Here is a 16393-nt window from a genome sequence, read left to right as displayed (position 1 = left end):
ACTCCTCGGGAGGTTGCGGTGGAACTCGAACCCCGGACTGTACCCATCCGGGCATGCGCGCGTGTCGGGGACTTTACATAAGTGAAAACCCGGGCCCCGCAGCCCGCCCGCTACGATTCGCGCCGTGAACTTCGCCCAACTGCTCTTTCCCGACTTCTCGCTCATCCTCTGCGGCTACCTGGTGTGCCGCTTCACCAAGCTCAACCGCCCGGTGTGGGAGCAGGTGGAAAGCCTCGTCTACTACTTCCTGTTCCCGGTGCTGCTGTTCCAGAGCATCGTGAAAAACCCGCTGGACCTCGGAGCGGCCTCCAGCCTGGTGGGCGCGGCGGTCTCGCTCGCGGTGTGCGCCATCGCCCTCACCTACTCGCTGCCGCACTGGCCCTGGCTGGGCCGGCGCATCGACGTGCGCCTGCACGCGGCCAGCGCGCAGGTGGGCTTTCGCTTCAACTCCTTCATCCTGCTGGCGCTGGCCGACCGCGTGGCCGGCCCGCAGGCCCTGCTGATGGTGGCGGTGATCATCGGCTGCTGCGTGCCCATCTTCAACGTGGGCGCGGTCTGGCCCATGGCGCGCCACGCCAACAAGGGCTTCGCGCGCGAGCTGCTGCGCAACCCCTTGATCATCGCCACCGCCTCGGGCCTGGCGGCCAACCTGCTGGGCTTCACCCTGCCCGACTGGCTCTCGCCCACGGTGAACCGCATCGGCCAGGCCTCGCTGGCGCTGGGCCTGATGGCGGCGGGCGCGGGCATGCAGTTCGGCAGCATGGCCAGCGCCAAGACCCTGGCGGTGGCGGTGCTGGCCATCAAGCACCTGGCGGTGCCGCTGATGGCCTTCGGCCTGGCGCTGCTGTTCCGGCTCGACCCGGTGCAGACCGCCGTGCTGCTGACCTTCTCCGCCGTGCCAACGGCCTCCAGTTGCTACGTGCTGGCCGCGCGCATGGGCTACAACGGGCCTTACGTGGCGGGGCTGGTCACGCTGTCCACCTTGCTGGGCATGCTGAGCCTGCCGTTCGCGCTGGGGGTGCTGGGCGGCTTGCGCTAGGCGGACCGCCCCGCACCACCGCAGGGCCAACGCCGTGCGCGATTGCGGGCCCGGCGGCAGCGGCCCACAATGCGGCGCATGAAACGCCGCCACCTCTGCCTCGCCGCCCCCCTGGCCCTGCTGGGCGCGCCCTTCGCCCGGGCCACTACCTGCCCCGCCCTGCTGAACCACCAGTTCCCGCGCCTGCAGGACGGCGCGCCGCAGAACCTGTGCCAGTACGCGGGCAAGGTGCTGCTGGTGGTCAACACCGCGAGCTACTGCGGCTTCACCAAGCAGTACGAAGGCCTGGAAGCGCTGTTCGCCAAGTACCGCGAACAGGGCCTGGTGGTCCTGGGCTTTCCGTCCAACGACTTCGAGCAGGAGACCGGCGATGCGAAGCAGATCGCCGAGCTGTGCTTCAACACCTACGGCGTGCGCTTCCCCATGTTCGACAAGACGGCGGTCACCGGCGCCAAGGCCAACCCGCTCTACCTGCAGTTGCGCCAGGCCACGGGTGTGTCGCCGCGCTGGAACTTCCACAAGTACCTCGTCGGCCGCGACGGCCGCGTGATCGAGCAGTTCGCCAGCGCCACCGAGCCCATGGGGCGCACGCTGACGAAGGCCGTGGAGACGGCGCTGGGGGCCAGGGGTTGAGCGCTCTCTGACCCGCGCCCAAAGAAAAAGCCACCGCAAGCGGTGGCTTTTTGCTGCCGGGGGCTGATCGAAATCAGCGGATCACGGCGATGGTGGTGCGGGCACCGCCCTTGTAGGTCATGAGCGTCAGGGCACCGTTCTTGATGTCGCCCTTCTCGTCGAACTCGATCTTGCCGGTCACGCCGTTGTAGCTGGACGCCTTGAGCGCGGGCAGGTAGACCTTGGGATCGGCCGAGCCGGCGGTGACCATGGCATTGGCCATGACCTTGACGGCGTCGTACACGTACGGAGCGTACACCTGCACGTCGGCGTTGAACTTGGCCTTGAAGTCCTCACGGAACTTGTCCATGCCGGCCTTCTGTTCGCCTTCGACACCACCGGCCTCGGCGCAGTAGACCTGCTCGTCGCTCATGCCGTCGCCGGCCAGCTTGGGCAGTTCGCTGGTGCAGATGCCGTCGCCACCCATGAACTTGGCCTGGATGCCGAGCTGCTTCATCTGCTTGAGCATGGGGCCGGCCACGGCGTCCATGCCACCGAAGAACACCACTTCGGGCTTCTTGGCCTTCAGGGTGGTCAGGATGGCGTTGAAGTCGGTCGCCTTGTCGTTGGTGAACTCGCGGCCCACCACGGTGCCGCCAGCGGCCTTCACGCCCTTCTCAAACTCGTCGGCCACGCCCTGGCCATAGGCGGTGCGGTCGTCGATGACGGCCACGTTCTTGGCCTTGAGGGTTTCGATGGCGTACTTGCCGAGCGTGCCGCCCAGGTGCACGTCGTCGGCCACCACGCGGAACGCGCCCGCGAAGCCCTGGCGGGTGTACTTGGGGTTGGTCGCCGAGGGCGAAATCTGCGGAATGCCGGCGTCGTTGTAGAGCTGCGAGGCGGGGATGGTGGTGCCCGAGTTCAGGTGGCCGATGACGCCATTGACCTTGGCGTCGACCAGCTTCTGAGCGGCGGCCGTGCCCTGCTTGGGATCGGCGGCGTCGTCTTCGGCCAGCAGCTCGAACTTGGCCTTGCCGCCACCGATGGTGAGGCCGGCGGCGTTGAGTTCCTCGATCGCCATGCGGGCGCCGTTCTCGTTGTCCTTACCCAGGTGAGCGATGGCGCCACTGGTGGGGCCAACGTGACCGATCTTGACCACGACCTCTTGCGCAGGGGCCGGTGCGGGGGCTGCGGCGGGCGCAGCGGCCGGGGGAGCAGCCTCTTCCTTCTTGCCACAGGCCGCGAGCGCGACGGCTGCGGCAAGCACTGCCAGTTTCATGTTCACTTGCATGGGATTTCCTCGGTAAGGATGGGTTGATTTGCGGAGGGAACTTTTTTTACTCCACCGCATAAAGATACTCCAAAAAGAACAGGCTTTTGGCCGGGACCGCAGCCTAAAGCAAGGTTCTAAGCGCGGTTCGAGGGTTTTCCTGAAGCGGCGCGTGCACCGGAAACGCTCACTCGCCGCCCGCGGACTTGAGGTCGTGGCGTTGCGGTTCGACACCGTCGGCCAGGTACTGGCGCCAGCGCTGGCGAGCCTGCGCACGGTCCTCGTCGTCCAGGCCCACCACCTCGATCACACGCTCGAAGCGCGAGTAATCGGCCGGCACCGCATCGGTGAGGTTGACCAGCACCTGCGTGGGCGCGCGCTCGTCGAGCCGCTCGAGCAGGTGGATGGGCGAGTGGCGGCGCGTGGACTCGGGGTCCGCCCCAATACAGTGCGGCACGAACTCGCCCTGGGCGAGCAGCCACAGGCCGCGATCCAGCGTGTCGAGTTGTTCGCGTGGCGCCAGCACGGCCACCCGCGCGCCTTTGAGGTAGGCCTTGCGCAACAGGCGGCAGGCGTAGGCGGCCTTGTCGGGCGCGTTGAAGTGGAAGGCCACCTCGGCCATGGCGGTGCGCGGACTCAGGCCTTGGAAGCCCGGGCCTTGGCCCGCGCCTTGCCGGCGGGGCGTGCGGCTTCGTTCAGCAGGTACTGCAGCAGCAGCGGCACGGGGCGGCCGGTGGCCCCCTTGTTGGCGCCACCGCGCCAGGCGGTGCCGGCAATGTCCAGGTGGGCCCAGGGCAGTTCGGTGGCAAAGCGCTGCAGGAACTTGGCCGCGGTGACGGCACCGCCCGCGCGCCCGGCCACGTTGGCCACGTCGGCGAAGTTGGACTTGAGGCCTTCGGCGTACTCATCGTCCAGGGGCATGCGCCAGCACGGGTCACCCGCTTCCTCGCCGGCCTGGGACAGGGCCTGGGCGAGTTCGTCGCGCGCGCTGAAGAGGCCGCTGCGCACGGCGCCCAGGGCGATCACGCAGGCACCCGTGAGCGTGGCGATGTCGATCACCGCGCGCGGCTTGAAGCGCGCGGCGTAGGTGAGCGCGTCGCACAGGATCAGGCGGCCCTCGGCGTCGGTGTTGAGGATCTCGATGGTCTGCCCGCTCATGCTGCGCACCACGTCGCCGGGCTTGACGGCCTTGCCGTCGGGCATGTTCTCGCAGGTGGGGATGAGGCCGACCACGTTGATGGCGGGCCTGGCCTGGGCCAGGGCGGCGAAGGTGCCCAGCACGCTGGCCGCGCCGCCCATGTCGAACTTCATCTCGTCCATCTCGGCCGCCGGCTTGAGGCTGATGCCACCGGTGTCGAAAGTGATGCCCTTGCCCACCAGCACCACGGGCGCGTCGGCCTTGCCGGCGCCCTGGTAGCGCATGACGATGAAACGCAGCGGCTCGGCCGAGCCCTGCGCCACCGCCAGGAAGGCACCCATGCCCAGGGCCTCGATCTGGCGCGGGCCGAGCACCTCGGTCTTGATGCCGGGCAGGCGGCCGAGCTGGCGAGCCGCGTCGGCCAGGCGACTGGGCGTGGCGTGGTTGGCGGGGCGGTTGGCCCATTCCTTGGCGAATTCCACGCCGGCCACCACGGCCTTGCCGGTCTCGAAGGCGGCGCGCACGGCGCCGGCGTCGCTCACGCCGAAGGTGACCTTGTCAAGCGCACGCGGCTTGGCGCTGGGCTTGGTGGTGGTGTAGACGTAGGACGCGTCGGCGCAGATCTGCAGGGCGGCGCGCAGGCCATCGGCGTCGGCGGCCACCAGCGAGAACACCACCGCCAGGCGCGCGACGCCCGGCGCCTTGAGCTGGGTCATGCCCATGCCAACCGCCTTGCGCACCGAAACGGCGTCGGCCGCGCCAGCGCGCACCAGCAGCACGCGCGCCGCCTTGATGCCTTCGGGCCGGTAGCAGGCCAGGCTTTTGCCCACGCCGGGCTCCAGGTCATCGCCCTTGAGCGCCTGGGCCGCCAGCGTGTGCAGCGGCGAGCTTCCCTTGGGCAAGGTGTCGGGCACCAGCACCAGCAGCGCGTCGGCGGGGAATTCGGCGGCCTGTGCCGGGCTCAGAGTCTTGAGGTCGAAGTTCATAATCCGGGGTCGTCCTGTAGCCAATCGATGTTATTCCATTCGTCCATCCGCAAGGAGCTGGCCCGCAGTTTCGGGGCCACGCTGGTGATCCTGTTCACCATCGTGCTCACCATGCTGCTCATCCGCACGCTGGGCGCGGCCTCCAAGGGCAGCGTCGACCCGCAGGAGATCATGCTGGTGCTGGGCTACACCGTCATCGGGCGCATGCCCACGGTGCTCACGCTCGCGCTGTTCATCTCCATCGTGTTCACGCTCTCGCGCATGTACCGCGACAGCGAGATGATCATCTGGTTCACCAGCGGGCGCTCGCTCGGGGGCTTTCTTCGTCCGCTGATGCGCTTCGCGTGGCCGGTGTTGCTGGTCATCCTGCTCATGGTGTTCTTCATCTGGCCCTGGGCCAACCAGCAGGTGAACGACCTGCGCGACCGCTTCGAGCGCCGCGGCGACCTGGAGCGGGTGGAGCCGGGCCAGTTCCAGGAGTCCTCCAGCGGGCGGCGCGTGTTCTTCATCGACAAGGACACGGCCGACGGCACCGAGGGCCGCAACATTTTCATCTCCAGCACCGAGCCCAACGGTGACGAGACCATCACCTCGGCACGCTCGGGCCGCATCGAGTGGCTGGGCGAGCGCCAGTTCCTGATGCTCAACAACGGGCAGCGGCTCGAGTCACAGGCCCACAACGGGCTGCGCGTGAGCGATTTCGCCGAGTACGGCACGCAGATCGGCCAGGCAGGAGGCAAGCTGGGCGCGGAGGTCGAGCTCAAGGCCCGCCCGAGCTGGGAACTCGTCATGAACCCCGACCGGGCCAACCTGGCCGAGCTGGGCTGGCGCGTGGGCCTGGCCATCACGGCCTTCAACTTCGTGCTCATCGCCCTGGCCACCACGGTGGGCAACCCGCGCGCGGGCCGCAGCGGCAACCTGTTCTTCACGCTGTTCGCCTTCGTGTTCTATTACAACCTGCTCAACATCGGCCAGAACTGGGTGGCGCGCGGCGTGATCGATCTGATCCCCTTCATGCTTGGCCTGCACGGCGGCGTGCTCGCCCTCACGCTGGTGTGGTTCTACAAGCGCCACCAGGGCCTGAGCCTGCGCGACCTGCTCACCGGCTGGCGCCGGCGGCGGGAGGCCTCGGCATGAAGACGATCCGCCGCCTGATTTACGGCGAGGTGTTCTCGGCCGTCTTCTTCGTGCTGCTGGCCTTCCTGTCGCTGTTCTTCTTCTTCGACTTCGTCGACGAACTGCCCGACATCGGCAAGGCCTCGGTGCTCGAGCCCGAGCGCGTCTACGGCCTGCCCGACGCCCTGCTCTACGTGGGCCTGCTGATGCCCAGCCGCATCTACGAGCTGCTGCCCATCGCGGTGCTGATCGGTTCGGTGTTCGTGCTGGCGCGCCTGGCCCAGGGCTCGGAATACACCATCCTGCGCACCAGCGGGCTGGGGCCCTGGCGCGCGCTGCGCACGCTGCTGGGCCTGGGCACGGTGTTCGTGCTGCTCACGTTTGCCATCGGCGACTACCTGGCGCCCCTGGCCGACCGCGGCGCGCAGTTGCACAAGTCGCGCTTCCAGGGCGTCATCAGCCTGGGCCAGACCGGCGCCTGGCTGAAGGAGAAGCAGCCCTACAGCAACTTCTCGGTCAACGTGGGCTCCATGTCGCCGCAGGGCGATCTGGGCAACGTGCGCCTCTTCGAGTTCAACAACCAGGGCTTCCTGGTGTCCACGCTGCACGCGCAGAGCGGGCGCATCGAGAACGACGAGAGCTGGACACTGCGCCAGGTGGAGCGGCGCGAGTTCGACGCAGCGGGCCAGCAATCGGCCAAGGTGCAGCGCAGCACCCTGGAGAGCTTTCGCTGGCCCACCAGCCTGAACACCGAAATGGTGTCGGTGGCCCTGCTCAAGCCGGAGCGCATGCGCACGGCCGACCTGTTCGCCTACATCCGCCACCTGGAGGCCAACGGCCAGACCGCGCAGCGCCACGAAATCGAGTTCTGGCGAAAGGTGTTCTACCCGCTGTCCTGCCTGGTGATGGTGGTGCTGGCGCTGCCGTTCGCGTACCTGCACTTCCGCTCGGGCAGCATCACCGGCTACGTGTTCGGGGGGGTGATGATCGGTATCAGCTTCTTCCTGCTCAACAACGTGTTCGGTTACATCGGCAATCTCAACCAGTGGCAGCCCTGGCTGGCAGCGGCTTCGCCGGCGCTCATCTACTCGGTGTTCTCGCTCGGCGCCTTCGGGTGGCTGGTGCTCAAGCGCTGACGCACACATGCTCGGCGTCATCGTCTTCGCTCATGGTTCGCGCGACCCGCAGTGGCGCGCGCCGGTGGACGCCGTGGCGCGGCGCATCGCCGAGCGCGAGCCGGGCACGCTGGCCTGCCCCGCTTATCTGGAACTCACCGAGCCCGACCTGCCATCGGCCGCGCGCGAACTGGTGCGCGCGGGCGCCACGCGCATCCGCGTGCTGCCGCTGTTCTTCGGCATGGGCAAACATGCCCGCGAAGACCTGCCGCGGCTGGTGCAAGGCCTGCGCCTCGAGTTCGCCGGCATCCCCATCGAACTCATGCCCACCGCGGGCGAGGATCCGCGTTTGATCGATCTGCTGGCCGAACAGGCCCTGAAGGAGGGTGCATGAACCTGCACCAGTTCAAGTTCGTGCAGGAAGCGGTGCGCCGCAACCTCAACCTCACCGAGGCCGCCAAGGCCCTGCACACCTCGCAGCCCGGCGTGTCCAAGGCCATCATCGAGCTGGAGGACGAACTCGGCATCGAGATCTTCGCGCGCCACGGCAAGCGCATCAAGCGCGTCACCGAGCCGGGCCAGCAGGTGCTCAAGAGCATCGACATCATCCTGCGCGAGGTGAACAACCTCAAGCGCATCGGCGAGCAGTACTCGGCGCAGGACAGCGGCACCCTGTCCATCGCCACCACGCACACGCAGGCGCGCTACGTGCTGCCCGGGCCGGTGGCCGCGCTGCGCCAGGCCTACCCCAAGGTGGGCATCAGCCTGCACCAGGGCTCGCCCGACCAGGTCGCGCGCATGCTGATCGAAGAAGTGGCCGAGATCGGCATGGCCACCGAGTCGCTGGTGAACTACCCCGAGCTGGTGACCCTGCCCGCCTACGAATGGCAGCACGTGCTGGTGTTCCCCTTCGACCACCCGCTGCTGGCGCGCGAGCGCATCGGCCTGGAAGACCTGGCGCAGCTGCCGCTGATCACCTACCACCCCAGCTTCACCGGCCGCACGCGCATCGACCAGGCCTTCGCGCTGCGCCACCTGCAGCCCAACATCGTGCTCGAGGCCATCGACTCGGACGTGATCAAGACCTACGTGAAGCTGGGCATGGGTGTGGGCATCGTGGCGGAGATGGCGGTCAAGGGCGAGAACCAGACGCCGGACCTGGTGTCGCGCCCCGCCGGCGCGCTGTTCGGCCACAACCTGGCGCGCGTGGCCTTCAAGCGCGGCACCTACCTGCGCCAGTTCGTGCTGCGCTTCGCCGAACTGCTGTCCGATCGCCTGTCGCGCGATCTCATCCAGCGCGCGATGGCCGGCGAACCCGACGAATACGAGATCTGAGCCCATGGACACCAAGACCCAGCCCCGCACCCCCGCCCTCGCCTCGCGCCTGCCGCAGGTGGGCACCACCATCTTCACCGTGATGTCCACGCTGGCCGCCGAACACGGCGCCGTCAACCTGGGCCAGGGCTTCCCGGATTTCGGCTGCGACCCGGCCTTGCTGGACGCGGTGGACACGGCCATGCGCGCCGGCCATAACCAGTACCCTCCCATGACCGGTGTGCCCGCGCTGCGCCAGGCCATGGCCGACAAGGTCGAGGCCCTGTACGGCCGCCGCTACCACCCCGACACCGAGATCACCGTCACGGCCGGCGCCACGCAGGCCATCCTCACGGCCATCCTGGCCGTGGTGCACCCGGGCGACGAGGTCATCGTGCTGGAGCCCTGCTACGACAGCTACGTGCCCAACATCGAGCTGGCCGGCGGGCGCGTGGTGCGCGTGCCGCTGGTGCCGGGCACGTTCCGGCCCGACTTCGATGCCATCGCCCAAGCCATCACGCCGCGCACGCGCGCGCTGATCGTCAACACGCCGCACAACCCCAGCGGCATGTGCTTGACGGACGCCGAGATGCGCCGCCTGGACGAGCTGCTCGCGCCCACCGACATCGTGCTCATCAGCGACGAGGTCTACGAGCACATGGTGTTCGACGGCCTGCCGCACCACAGCGCGGCGCGCTACCCCGGCCTGGCGGCGCGCGCCTTCATCGTCAGCAGCTTCGGCAAGACGTACCACGTGACCGGCTGGAAGGTGGGCACCGTGCTGGCGCCCGCGCCGCTGACGGCCGAGTTCCGCAAGGTGCACCAGTTCAACGTGTTCACGGTGAACACGCCCATGCAGCACGCCCTGGCCGCCTACATGGCGGACCCGGCGCCCTACCGCGATCTGCCGGCCTTCTACCAGCGCAAGCGCGACCTGTTCCGCGAGGGGCTGGCGAAGACGCGCTTCAAGCTGCTGCCGGGCGAAGGCACCTACTTCCAGTGCGTGGACATCTCGTCGCTGGGCGTGGCCGAGCGCGATCTGCCCGAGGCCGATTTCTGCCGCTGGCTCACGAGCGAGATCGGCGTGGCGGCGATTCCGCTCTCCGCGTTCTACGGCGACGGCTTCGACCAGAAAGTGGTGCGCTTCTGCTTTGCGAAGAAGGACGAGACCCTGGTGGAGGCGCTCAAGCGCCTGTCCAGGCTCTAGCAACGGACGGGGTTGCGGCAGAAGCGCTCCAGCTCCCGCACCGTGCTGCGCCCGGCCACCGCCTGGCGCACGCCCGAGCCCATCTCCAGGCTCAGCTTCATCTCGTACTTCTTGAAGAAGGCGTCGAACAGCTCGCCGCCCAGCGTGCCCGTGGCCGTGAGCTGGTCGCTCTTCGCATCGTGCTCCAGCAACACCGCGCACAGCGGCTGTTCGGCCGGGCCGCGCAGCACCCGCGCGCCGCGCGCGGGGTCGTACTGGCTGTGGTCGGCGCAGCAGTGGATCAGGTCGCTGCCCTGGCTGGGCGTCTGCGGGTTCACCGCGGGGCCCTTGCGGAAGCTGATGAAGCTCAGGTCCTTGGTGGGGTAGACCAGTTGGTGCGCGCAGATGGCCGAGAAGGCCACCACGCTGCGCTTGGCACCCACGCCACCGGGCCACTCGTAGGCCTGCTTGTCCTTCGTGTTCAGCGTAGCTGGCGCGGCCGCCTTGCCCAGGTCGAGCAGGAACACCGGCGTGGCCTCGAACGGGTAGTGGAAGACGTAGTTGACCTGCGGCCTCAGCTGGCTGGCCTTGAAGGGCTGGCCCTGCTCGTCCACCAGCAGGGTGCGCGCATAGGCCTTGGGCTGCGCGTTGGCCGCCCAGGCGGTCGTGCTGAGCGCGCTGGCCAGAGAGGTGGTGGTCGCGCCGACGGCGCAGGCCTGAACGAAATCGCGTCGGTCCATGGGCGGGGTCTCCTGGCGTGAACCGACCCAGTGGAGCGCAGGCGCGCCGCACCTGTCAAGCGGTCGTCACGCGTTGATCTGCGCCCAGCTTTTCTCCAGCCGCTTGAGGCTCACCGGCTGCGGCGTGCGCAGCTCTTGCGCGAAGAAGCTCACGCGCAGTTCCTCCAGCAGCCAGCGCAACTCCTGCAGGCGCGCGTCCTGCACGCCCTTGCGCTCGGCCACCAGGCGCCAGTAGCGCTGGTCCTGGGGTTTGAGCTCGGCCAGTTTGGCGGCATCGCGCGCCGGGTCGGCTCGCAGCTTGTCCAGCCGCAGTTGCACCGCCTTGAGGTAGCGCGGCAGGTGCTGCAGTTGCGCGTGCGGCGTCTCCACCAGGAAACGCCGCGTCACCAGGCGCTGCAACTGCTGCGACACGTCGGCCGCCACGTCGGCGGGCGGCCTGGCGTCCTTGAGTTTGCGTTGCGCTGCCGCGAACTCGGTGAGGATGGCACCGGCCGCGCGCGCGATTTCGGCCGCGATGAGGTTCAGGCGCCCGCGCCCGTCGGCCACGCGCTGGTCGAAGGCCTTGGCGTCGGCCGGCAGGGGTTCCTGCAGGAAGGCGCGGTCGAGGGCGAGCTCGATGATCTGCGCCCGCAACTCGTCCAGCGTGCCGCCGCCGCGCTCCTTGTCCACACCCATGAAGGCCGCGCCCATGGCCTGCAGGCCGGCGATGTTCTTCTCGAGGTACTTCAGCGCGTCCTTGATCTGCAGCGCCACCAGCCGGCGCAGGCCCTCGCGGTGGCGCGCTTGTGCGATGTCCGGCTCGTCGAAGACCTCCAGGCGCACCGCGTCGCCGTCGTCCACCAGCGCGGGAAAGCCGATGAGGGTCTGGCCGCCGCGGCGGATCTCCAGCAGCTCGGGCAGCTCACCGAAGTCCCAGCGGGTGTGGCGCTGGCTCGCGTCCACCGCCGGGGCGACAGGGGCCGGCGCCGCTTTCGCCACCCGCACGGCCTGGCCGCCCGGGCTCGCCGGCGATGGCGCGGGTGCCGGGGCGGCGCTGGTCTTCAGCGCCGCGAGCGCCTGGAACGCGCCGCGCGCCTGCGAACCGAGTTCGGCCTTGAGCGCGCCCAGGTTGCGCCCCTGCCCCAGTTGCCGCCCGTGCTCGTCCACCACGCGCAGGTGCATGAACAGGTGCGGCGGCAACTGGTCGGGTTTGAGGTCGTTGCGCACGACGTCGAGCTGCGTGGCGTCGCGCACGAGCTTGAGCACGGCGTCCTGGAAGCCGCCGTGGGCGAAGGCCTCAGGCGCGCTCAGCGCCTCGGCGAAACGCTCGGCCGTGGCGGGCAGCGGCACCAGCCGTGAGCGCGGGCGCTGGTGCAAGGTCTTGAGCAGGGCCAGCACCTTGTCCTTCAACATGCCAGGCACCAGCCAGTCGCAACGCTCCTCGCTCACCTGGTTGAGCGCGTAGATCGGCACCGTGACCGAGAGGCCGTCGCGCGCATCGCCGGGCTCGTGCAGGTAGCTGGCCGCGCAGTCCACGCCGCCCAGCCGCACCGTGCGCGGGAAGGCCTGGGCGGTGATGCCAGCGGCCTCGTGGCGCATCAGGTCTTCGCGCGTGAGGAACAGCAGCTTGGGGTTCTCGCGTGCGGCCTGGGCGTACCAGCGCTCGAAGGCGGCGCCGCTGCTCAGATCGGGCGGGATCTGCTCGTCGTACCAGGCATAGATGACCTCGTCGTCCACCAGCACGTCCTGCCGGCGCGACTTGTGCTCCAGTTCCGTCACCTGCCGCACCAGCTTGCGGTTGGCGGCCAGGAAGGGCAGCTTCGTGTCCCACTCGCCCTGCACCAGGGCCTCGCGGATGAAGATGGCGCGCGCGCCCTCCGGGTCGATGCGGCCGTAGTCGGCGCGGCGGTTGTGGTAGATCACCAGGCCGTAGAGCGTGGCGCGCTCCAGCGCCGACACGCGAGCGGCCTTCTTTTCCCAGTACGGGTCGAGCAACTGCTTCTTGAGCAGGTGCGCGCCCACGCGCTCCACCCAGCCCGGCTCGATGGCCGCGATGCCGCGCCCGAACAGGCGAGTGGTCTCCACCAGTTCTGCGCAGACGATCCAGCGGCCGGGCTTCTTGCTGAGGTTCGCCCCCGGGTGGCGGTGGAACTTGATGCCGCGCGCGCCCAGGTACCAGTCTTCCGTTTCGCTCTTGACGCCGATGTTGCCGAGCAGGCCGCTGAGCATGGCGCAGTGCAGTTGCTCGTAGCTGGCGGGGCTGGTGTTGAGCTTCCAGCCCTGCTCGCTCACCACGGTGTGCAACTGGCTGTGCGTGTCGCGCCACTCGCGCACGCGGCGCACGTTGATGAAGTTCTCGCGCAGCAGGTTCTCGTACTGGCGGTGGCTGAGCTTGTGGTCCTGGCCGTGGCCACCCCGGCTGTCCTCCAGCCACTTCCAGAGCTTGAGCGTGCCCGTGAACTCGCTCTTCTCGTCGTCGAACTTGGCGTGCGCCTGGTCGGCCTGGGCCTGCTTGTCGATGGGGCGGTCGCGCACGTCCTGCACGCTCAGGGCCGCAGCGATCACCAGCACCTCGTCGAGCGCGTTCTGGTCGCGCGCGGCCAGGATCATGCGGCCCACGCGCGGGTCCAGCGGCAGGCGCGACAGCGACTGGCCGATGGCGGTGAGCTCGTTGTCCTCGTCCACCGCGCCGAGCTCGGCGAGCAACTGGTAGCCGTCGGCGATGGCGCGGCGCTGCGGCGCATCGACGAAGGCGAAGTCCTCCACCGAGCCCAGGCGCAGGGCCTTCATGCGCAGGATCACGCCCGCGAGCGAGCTGCGCAGGATCTCCGGGTCGGTGAAGCGCGATCGGCCATTGAAGTCGGCCTCGTCGTAGAGGCGGATGCAGATGCCGTCGGCCACGCGCCCGCAGCGGCCCGCGCGCTGGTTGGCCGCGGCCTGGCTGATGGGCTCGACCTGCAACTGCTCCACTTTCTGACGGAAGCTGTAGCGCTTGACGCGCGCGGTGCCGGCGTCGATGACGTAGCGAATGCCGGGCACGGTGAGCGAGGTCTCGGCCACGTTGGTGGCCAGCACGATGCGCCGCTGGCCGTGCGGCTGGAAGATGCGGTCCTGCTCGGCCTGACTCAGGCGCGCGAACAGCGGCAGCACCTCGGCATCGCGGTGCAGCGGCTGGTGCGCCAGGTGCTTGCGCAGGTGGTCGGCGGCTTCGCGGATCTCGCGCTCGCCGGGCAGGAAGACGAGCACGTCACCGCCCTGTCCGCCGCGCCACAGCTCGTCCACGCCGTCGGCGATGGCGTCGTTCAGGTCGTACTCGCGGCTCTCTTCGAACGGACGCCAGCGCACCTCCACCGGGTAGGTGCGCCCGGACACCATCAACACCGGCGCCCTGCCCTTTGTTGACGAGAAGTACTCGGCGAAGCGGTCGGCGTCGATGGTGGCCGAGGTGACGATGAGCTTCAGGTCGGGCCGGCGCGGCAGCAACTGACGCAGGTAGCCGAGCAGGAAGTCGATGTTGAGGCTGCGCTCGTGCGCCTCGTCGATGATGATGGTGTCGTAGGCGTTCAGGTCCGGATCGGTCTGCGTCTCGGCGAGCAGGATGCCGTCGGTCATCAGCTTGACCGAGGCCTCGCGCGAGAGCCGGTCCTGAAAGCGGACCTTGTAGCCCACCACCTCGCCCAGCGGGGTTTTCAGCTCCTCGGCGATGCGCTTGGCCACCGAGCTGGCGGCGATGCGGCGTGGCTGCGTGTGGCCGATGAGGCGGCCGCGCTCGCCGGGCTTGGCATTGAGCTTGCCGCGCCCCATGGCCAGCGCGATCTTGGGCAACTGCGTGGTCTTGCCCGAGCCGGTCTCGCCGCAGACGATGACCACCTGGTGTTCGCGGATGGCCGCCTCGATCTCGTGGCGGCGCGCCGACACGGGCAGCGCGTCGGGGAACTCCAGGTGCAGGGCGGGCGTGGGCAAAGCGGGACTTGGGTGAAAATCGGCGAACCCGCGATTATCCCGTGCCCCCACGCCCCTTGCAGCCGCTCAAGCCCTGATGTCCAACGTCTTCAACTTCACCTTCGTCCCGTGGTTCCGTTCGGTCGCGCCGTACATCCACAAACACCGAGGCAACACCCTGGTGGTGGGCATCGCGGGTGAGGCCATCGCCGCGGGCAAGCTGCAGAACATCGCGCAGGACCTGGCCCTCATCCAGAGCATGGGCGTGAAGATCGTGCTCGTGCACGGCTTTCGCCCGCAGGTGAACGAGCAGTTGCGCCTCAAGGGCCACGAGGCGAAGTACTCGCACGGCGTGCGCATCACCGACGAGGTGGCGCTGGACTGCGCGCAGGAAGCCGCCGGCCAATTGCGCTACGAGATCGAAGCCGCCTTCAGCCAGGGCCTGCCCAACACGCCCATGGCCGGCGCCACGGTGCGCATGATCTCGGGCAACTTCATCACCGCGCGGCCCGTGGGCCTGATCGACGGGGTGGACTTCCTGCACTCCGGCCTGGTGCGCAAGGTGGACACCGATGGCATCCAGCGCTCGCTGGACATGGGCGCCATGGTGCTGCTCTCGCCCTTCGGCTTCTCGCCCACGGGCGAGGCCTTCAACCTCACCATGGAGGACGTGGCCACCTCCATCGCCGTGGCCCTGCAGGCCGACAAGCTGGTGTTCCTGACCGAGATCCCGGGCATCCGCGTGGACGCCAACGACCCCGACAGCGAGGTCGACACCGAGCTGCCCCTGGCCGACGCCAAGCGGCTACTGGCCAGCCTGCCCAAGCCCGAGCGCCCGACCGACACGGCCTTCTACCTGCAGCACTGCATCCGCGCCTGCGAAGGCGGTGTGGAGCGCAGCCACATGGTGCCCTTCGCGGTGGACGGTTCACTGCTGCTGGAGATCTACACGCACGACGGCATCGGCACCATGGTGGTGGACGAAAAACTCGAGAGCGTGCGCGAGGCCTCGATCGACGACGTGGCCGGCATCGTGGCGCTCATCGAGCCTTACGAAAAGGACGGCACCCTGGTCAAGCGCGACCGCAACGAGATCGAGCGCGACGCGGGCCTCTACACCATCATCGAACACGACGGCGTGATCTTCGGCTGCGCCGCGCTCTACCCCTACCCGGAGGAACGCACCGGCGAGATGGCGGCGCTCACGGTGTCGGCGCAGTCACAGAGCCAGGGCGACGGTGAAAGACTGCTCAAGCGCATCGAGGCGCGCGCGCGCGCCCAGGGGCTGCAGAGCATCTTCGTGCTCACCACGCGCACCATGCACTGGTTCATCAAGCGCGGCTTCGTGCAGGTGAACGCGGACTGGCTGCCCGAGGCCCGCAAGCGCAAGTACAACTGGGACCGGCGCAGCCAGGTGCTGGTGAAGAAGCTGAGCTGATCAGGCGGCGCGGCGGCGCGCCAGCAGCAGCCACACGGCCAGCAGCGCGAAGGCCGCGAACCACAGGAACGACCAGTTCGCGATCGTCAGGCCGAGGAAGGTCCAGTCGATCTTTGCGCAGTCGCCGCTGCCGCGAAAGATCATGGGAATGGCGCGTCCCAGCGGGAAGGCCTCGATCATCCCGAAGAAATCCCGCCCGCAGGACAGGATCTCGGGCGGGTTCCACTGCAGCCAGCTCTGGCGCGCCGCCGTGAAGGCGCCGAACACCGCGAGCAGGCCCATGGCCGACACCGCCACGGCGCGCGCCACCGGGGCGCGAAGGCAGGCCGCCAGGCCCGCCAGCACCGCCACCAGGATCAGGGCGTAGCGCTGCACGATGCACATGGGGCACGGCTCCAGCCCCACCACATGCTGCAGGTACATGCCAAAGGCCAGCATCGCCACGCAGACGGCGGCGACGAGGGCGAGCACCAGTCGGGGGCGCTGGCCGGGCAGCGCGAGCAAGGCGTTCATGCCGC

Annotated in this window: 14 protein-coding genes; 8 read left to right on the top strand and 6 right to left on the bottom strand. The window is 68.8% G+C overall.

Annotated features, from left to right (window positions below; translation table 11 throughout):
* Nucleotides 1-124 precede the first annotated feature (124 nt).
* Together VLG41_RS04915 and VLG41_RS04910 are read left to right on the top strand one after the other, a co-directional pair.
* Nucleotides 125-1039 (top strand): AEC family transporter, encoded by a 915-nt coding sequence (locus VLG41_RS04915; RefSeq protein ID WP_325348280.1) that lies wholly within the window; start codon nucleotides 125-127, stop codon nucleotides 1037-1039.
* 69 nt (nucleotides 1040-1108) lie between these two features.
* Complete coding sequence (locus VLG41_RS04910; protein ID WP_325348279.1) at nucleotides 1109-1672, top strand: glutathione peroxidase; 564 nt, start codon at nucleotides 1109-1111, stop codon at nucleotides 1670-1672.
* Between the two features lie 73 nt (nucleotides 1673-1745).
* On the opposite strand, the gene VLG41_RS04905 is transcribed toward VLG41_RS04910, so the two are convergent.
* The 3 genes from VLG41_RS04905 to VLG41_RS04895 form a co-directional block, all read right to left on the bottom strand.
* On the bottom strand, nucleotides 1746-2942 hold the full coding sequence (locus VLG41_RS04905) for a branched-chain amino acid ABC transporter substrate-binding protein (RefSeq protein WP_325348278.1): 1197 nt from the start codon (nucleotides 2940-2942) through the stop codon (nucleotides 1746-1748).
* A gap of 166 nt (nucleotides 2943-3108) precedes the next feature.
* Entirely contained in the window at nucleotides 3109-3543 is a 435-nt protein-coding gene (locus tag VLG41_RS04900; RefSeq protein WP_325348277.1) for a DNA polymerase III subunit chi, read from the bottom strand.
* A 14-nt stretch (nucleotides 3544-3557) separates the two neighbouring features.
* Nucleotides 3558-5045: a leucyl aminopeptidase gene (locus VLG41_RS04895; protein WP_325348276.1), complete on the bottom strand. Its 1488-nt coding sequence runs from the start codon at nucleotides 5043-5045 to the stop codon at nucleotides 3558-3560.
* A 27-nt stretch (nucleotides 5046-5072) separates the two neighbouring features.
* Between VLG41_RS04895 and lptF the strand changes: the two genes are divergently transcribed.
* The 5 genes from lptF to VLG41_RS04870 are packed head-to-tail and all read left to right on the top strand — an operon-like array spanning nucleotide 5073 to nucleotide 9797.
* Nucleotides 5073-6182, top strand: a complete 1110-nt coding sequence (gene lptF / locus VLG41_RS04890; RefSeq protein ID WP_325348275.1) for an LPS export ABC transporter permease LptF — start codon at nucleotides 5073-5075, stop codon at nucleotides 6180-6182.
* The gene (gene lptG, locus VLG41_RS04885; RefSeq protein WP_325348274.1) at nucleotides 6179-7297 is read left to right on the top strand and encodes an LPS export ABC transporter permease LptG; all 1119 of its coding nucleotides are present in this window, start codon (nucleotides 6179-6181) and stop codon (nucleotides 7295-7297) included. Before lptF ends, lptG begins: the two co-directional genes overlap by 4 nt.
* Before the next feature lie 7 nt (nucleotides 7298-7304).
* The gene (locus VLG41_RS04880; protein ID WP_325348273.1) at nucleotides 7305-7670 is read left to right on the top strand and encodes a CbiX/SirB N-terminal domain-containing protein; all 366 of its coding nucleotides are present in this window, start codon (nucleotides 7305-7307) and stop codon (nucleotides 7668-7670) included.
* The gene (locus VLG41_RS04875; protein WP_325348272.1) at nucleotides 7667-8611 is read left to right on the top strand and encodes a CysB family HTH-type transcriptional regulator; all 945 of its coding nucleotides are present in this window, start codon (nucleotides 7667-7669) and stop codon (nucleotides 8609-8611) included. Before VLG41_RS04880 ends, VLG41_RS04875 begins: the two co-directional genes overlap by 4 nt.
* A 4-nt stretch (nucleotides 8612-8615) precedes the next feature.
* Entirely contained in the window at nucleotides 8616-9797 is a 1182-nt protein-coding gene (locus VLG41_RS04870; RefSeq protein WP_325348271.1) for a pyridoxal phosphate-dependent aminotransferase, read from the top strand.
* Here the strand turns inward: VLG41_RS04870 and VLG41_RS04865 are convergent.
* Together VLG41_RS04865 and hrpA are read right to left on the bottom strand one after the other, a co-directional pair.
* The gene (locus VLG41_RS04865) at nucleotides 9794-10516 is read right to left on the bottom strand and encodes a twin-arginine translocation signal domain-containing protein (protein WP_325348270.1); all 723 of its coding nucleotides are present in this window, start codon (nucleotides 10514-10516) and stop codon (nucleotides 9794-9796) included. The two genes, VLG41_RS04870 and VLG41_RS04865, sit on opposite strands and share 4 nt — an antisense overlap.
* 66 nt (nucleotides 10517-10582) lie before the next feature.
* Nucleotides 10583-14458, bottom strand: coding sequence for an ATP-dependent RNA helicase HrpA (gene hrpA, locus VLG41_RS04860; RefSeq protein WP_325348269.1), 3876 nt, complete (start codon nucleotides 14456-14458; stop codon nucleotides 10583-10585).
* 76 nt (nucleotides 14459-14534) lie between these two features.
* On the opposite strand from hrpA, the gene argA reads away from it, so the two are divergent.
* Entirely contained in the window at nucleotides 14535-15875 is a 1341-nt protein-coding gene (gene argA, locus VLG41_RS04855) for an amino-acid N-acetyltransferase (RefSeq protein WP_325348268.1), read from the top strand.
* Here argA and VLG41_RS04850 read toward each other — a convergent pair whose 3' ends face one another.
* On the bottom strand, nucleotides 15876-16388 hold the full coding sequence (locus VLG41_RS04850) for a disulfide bond formation protein B (protein WP_325348267.1): 513 nt from the start codon (nucleotides 16386-16388) through the stop codon (nucleotides 15876-15878). It lies immediately after the preceding gene.
* Nucleotides 16389-16393 lie beyond the last annotated feature (5 nt).

Source organism: Hydrogenophaga sp. (assembly GCF_035481345.1).
GTDB lineage: Bacteria > Pseudomonadota > Gammaproteobacteria > Burkholderiales > Burkholderiaceae_C > Hydrogenophaga.
Note: the sequence above shows the minus strand (reverse complement) of the source record. Positions and strands in the feature narration are given on the sequence as shown.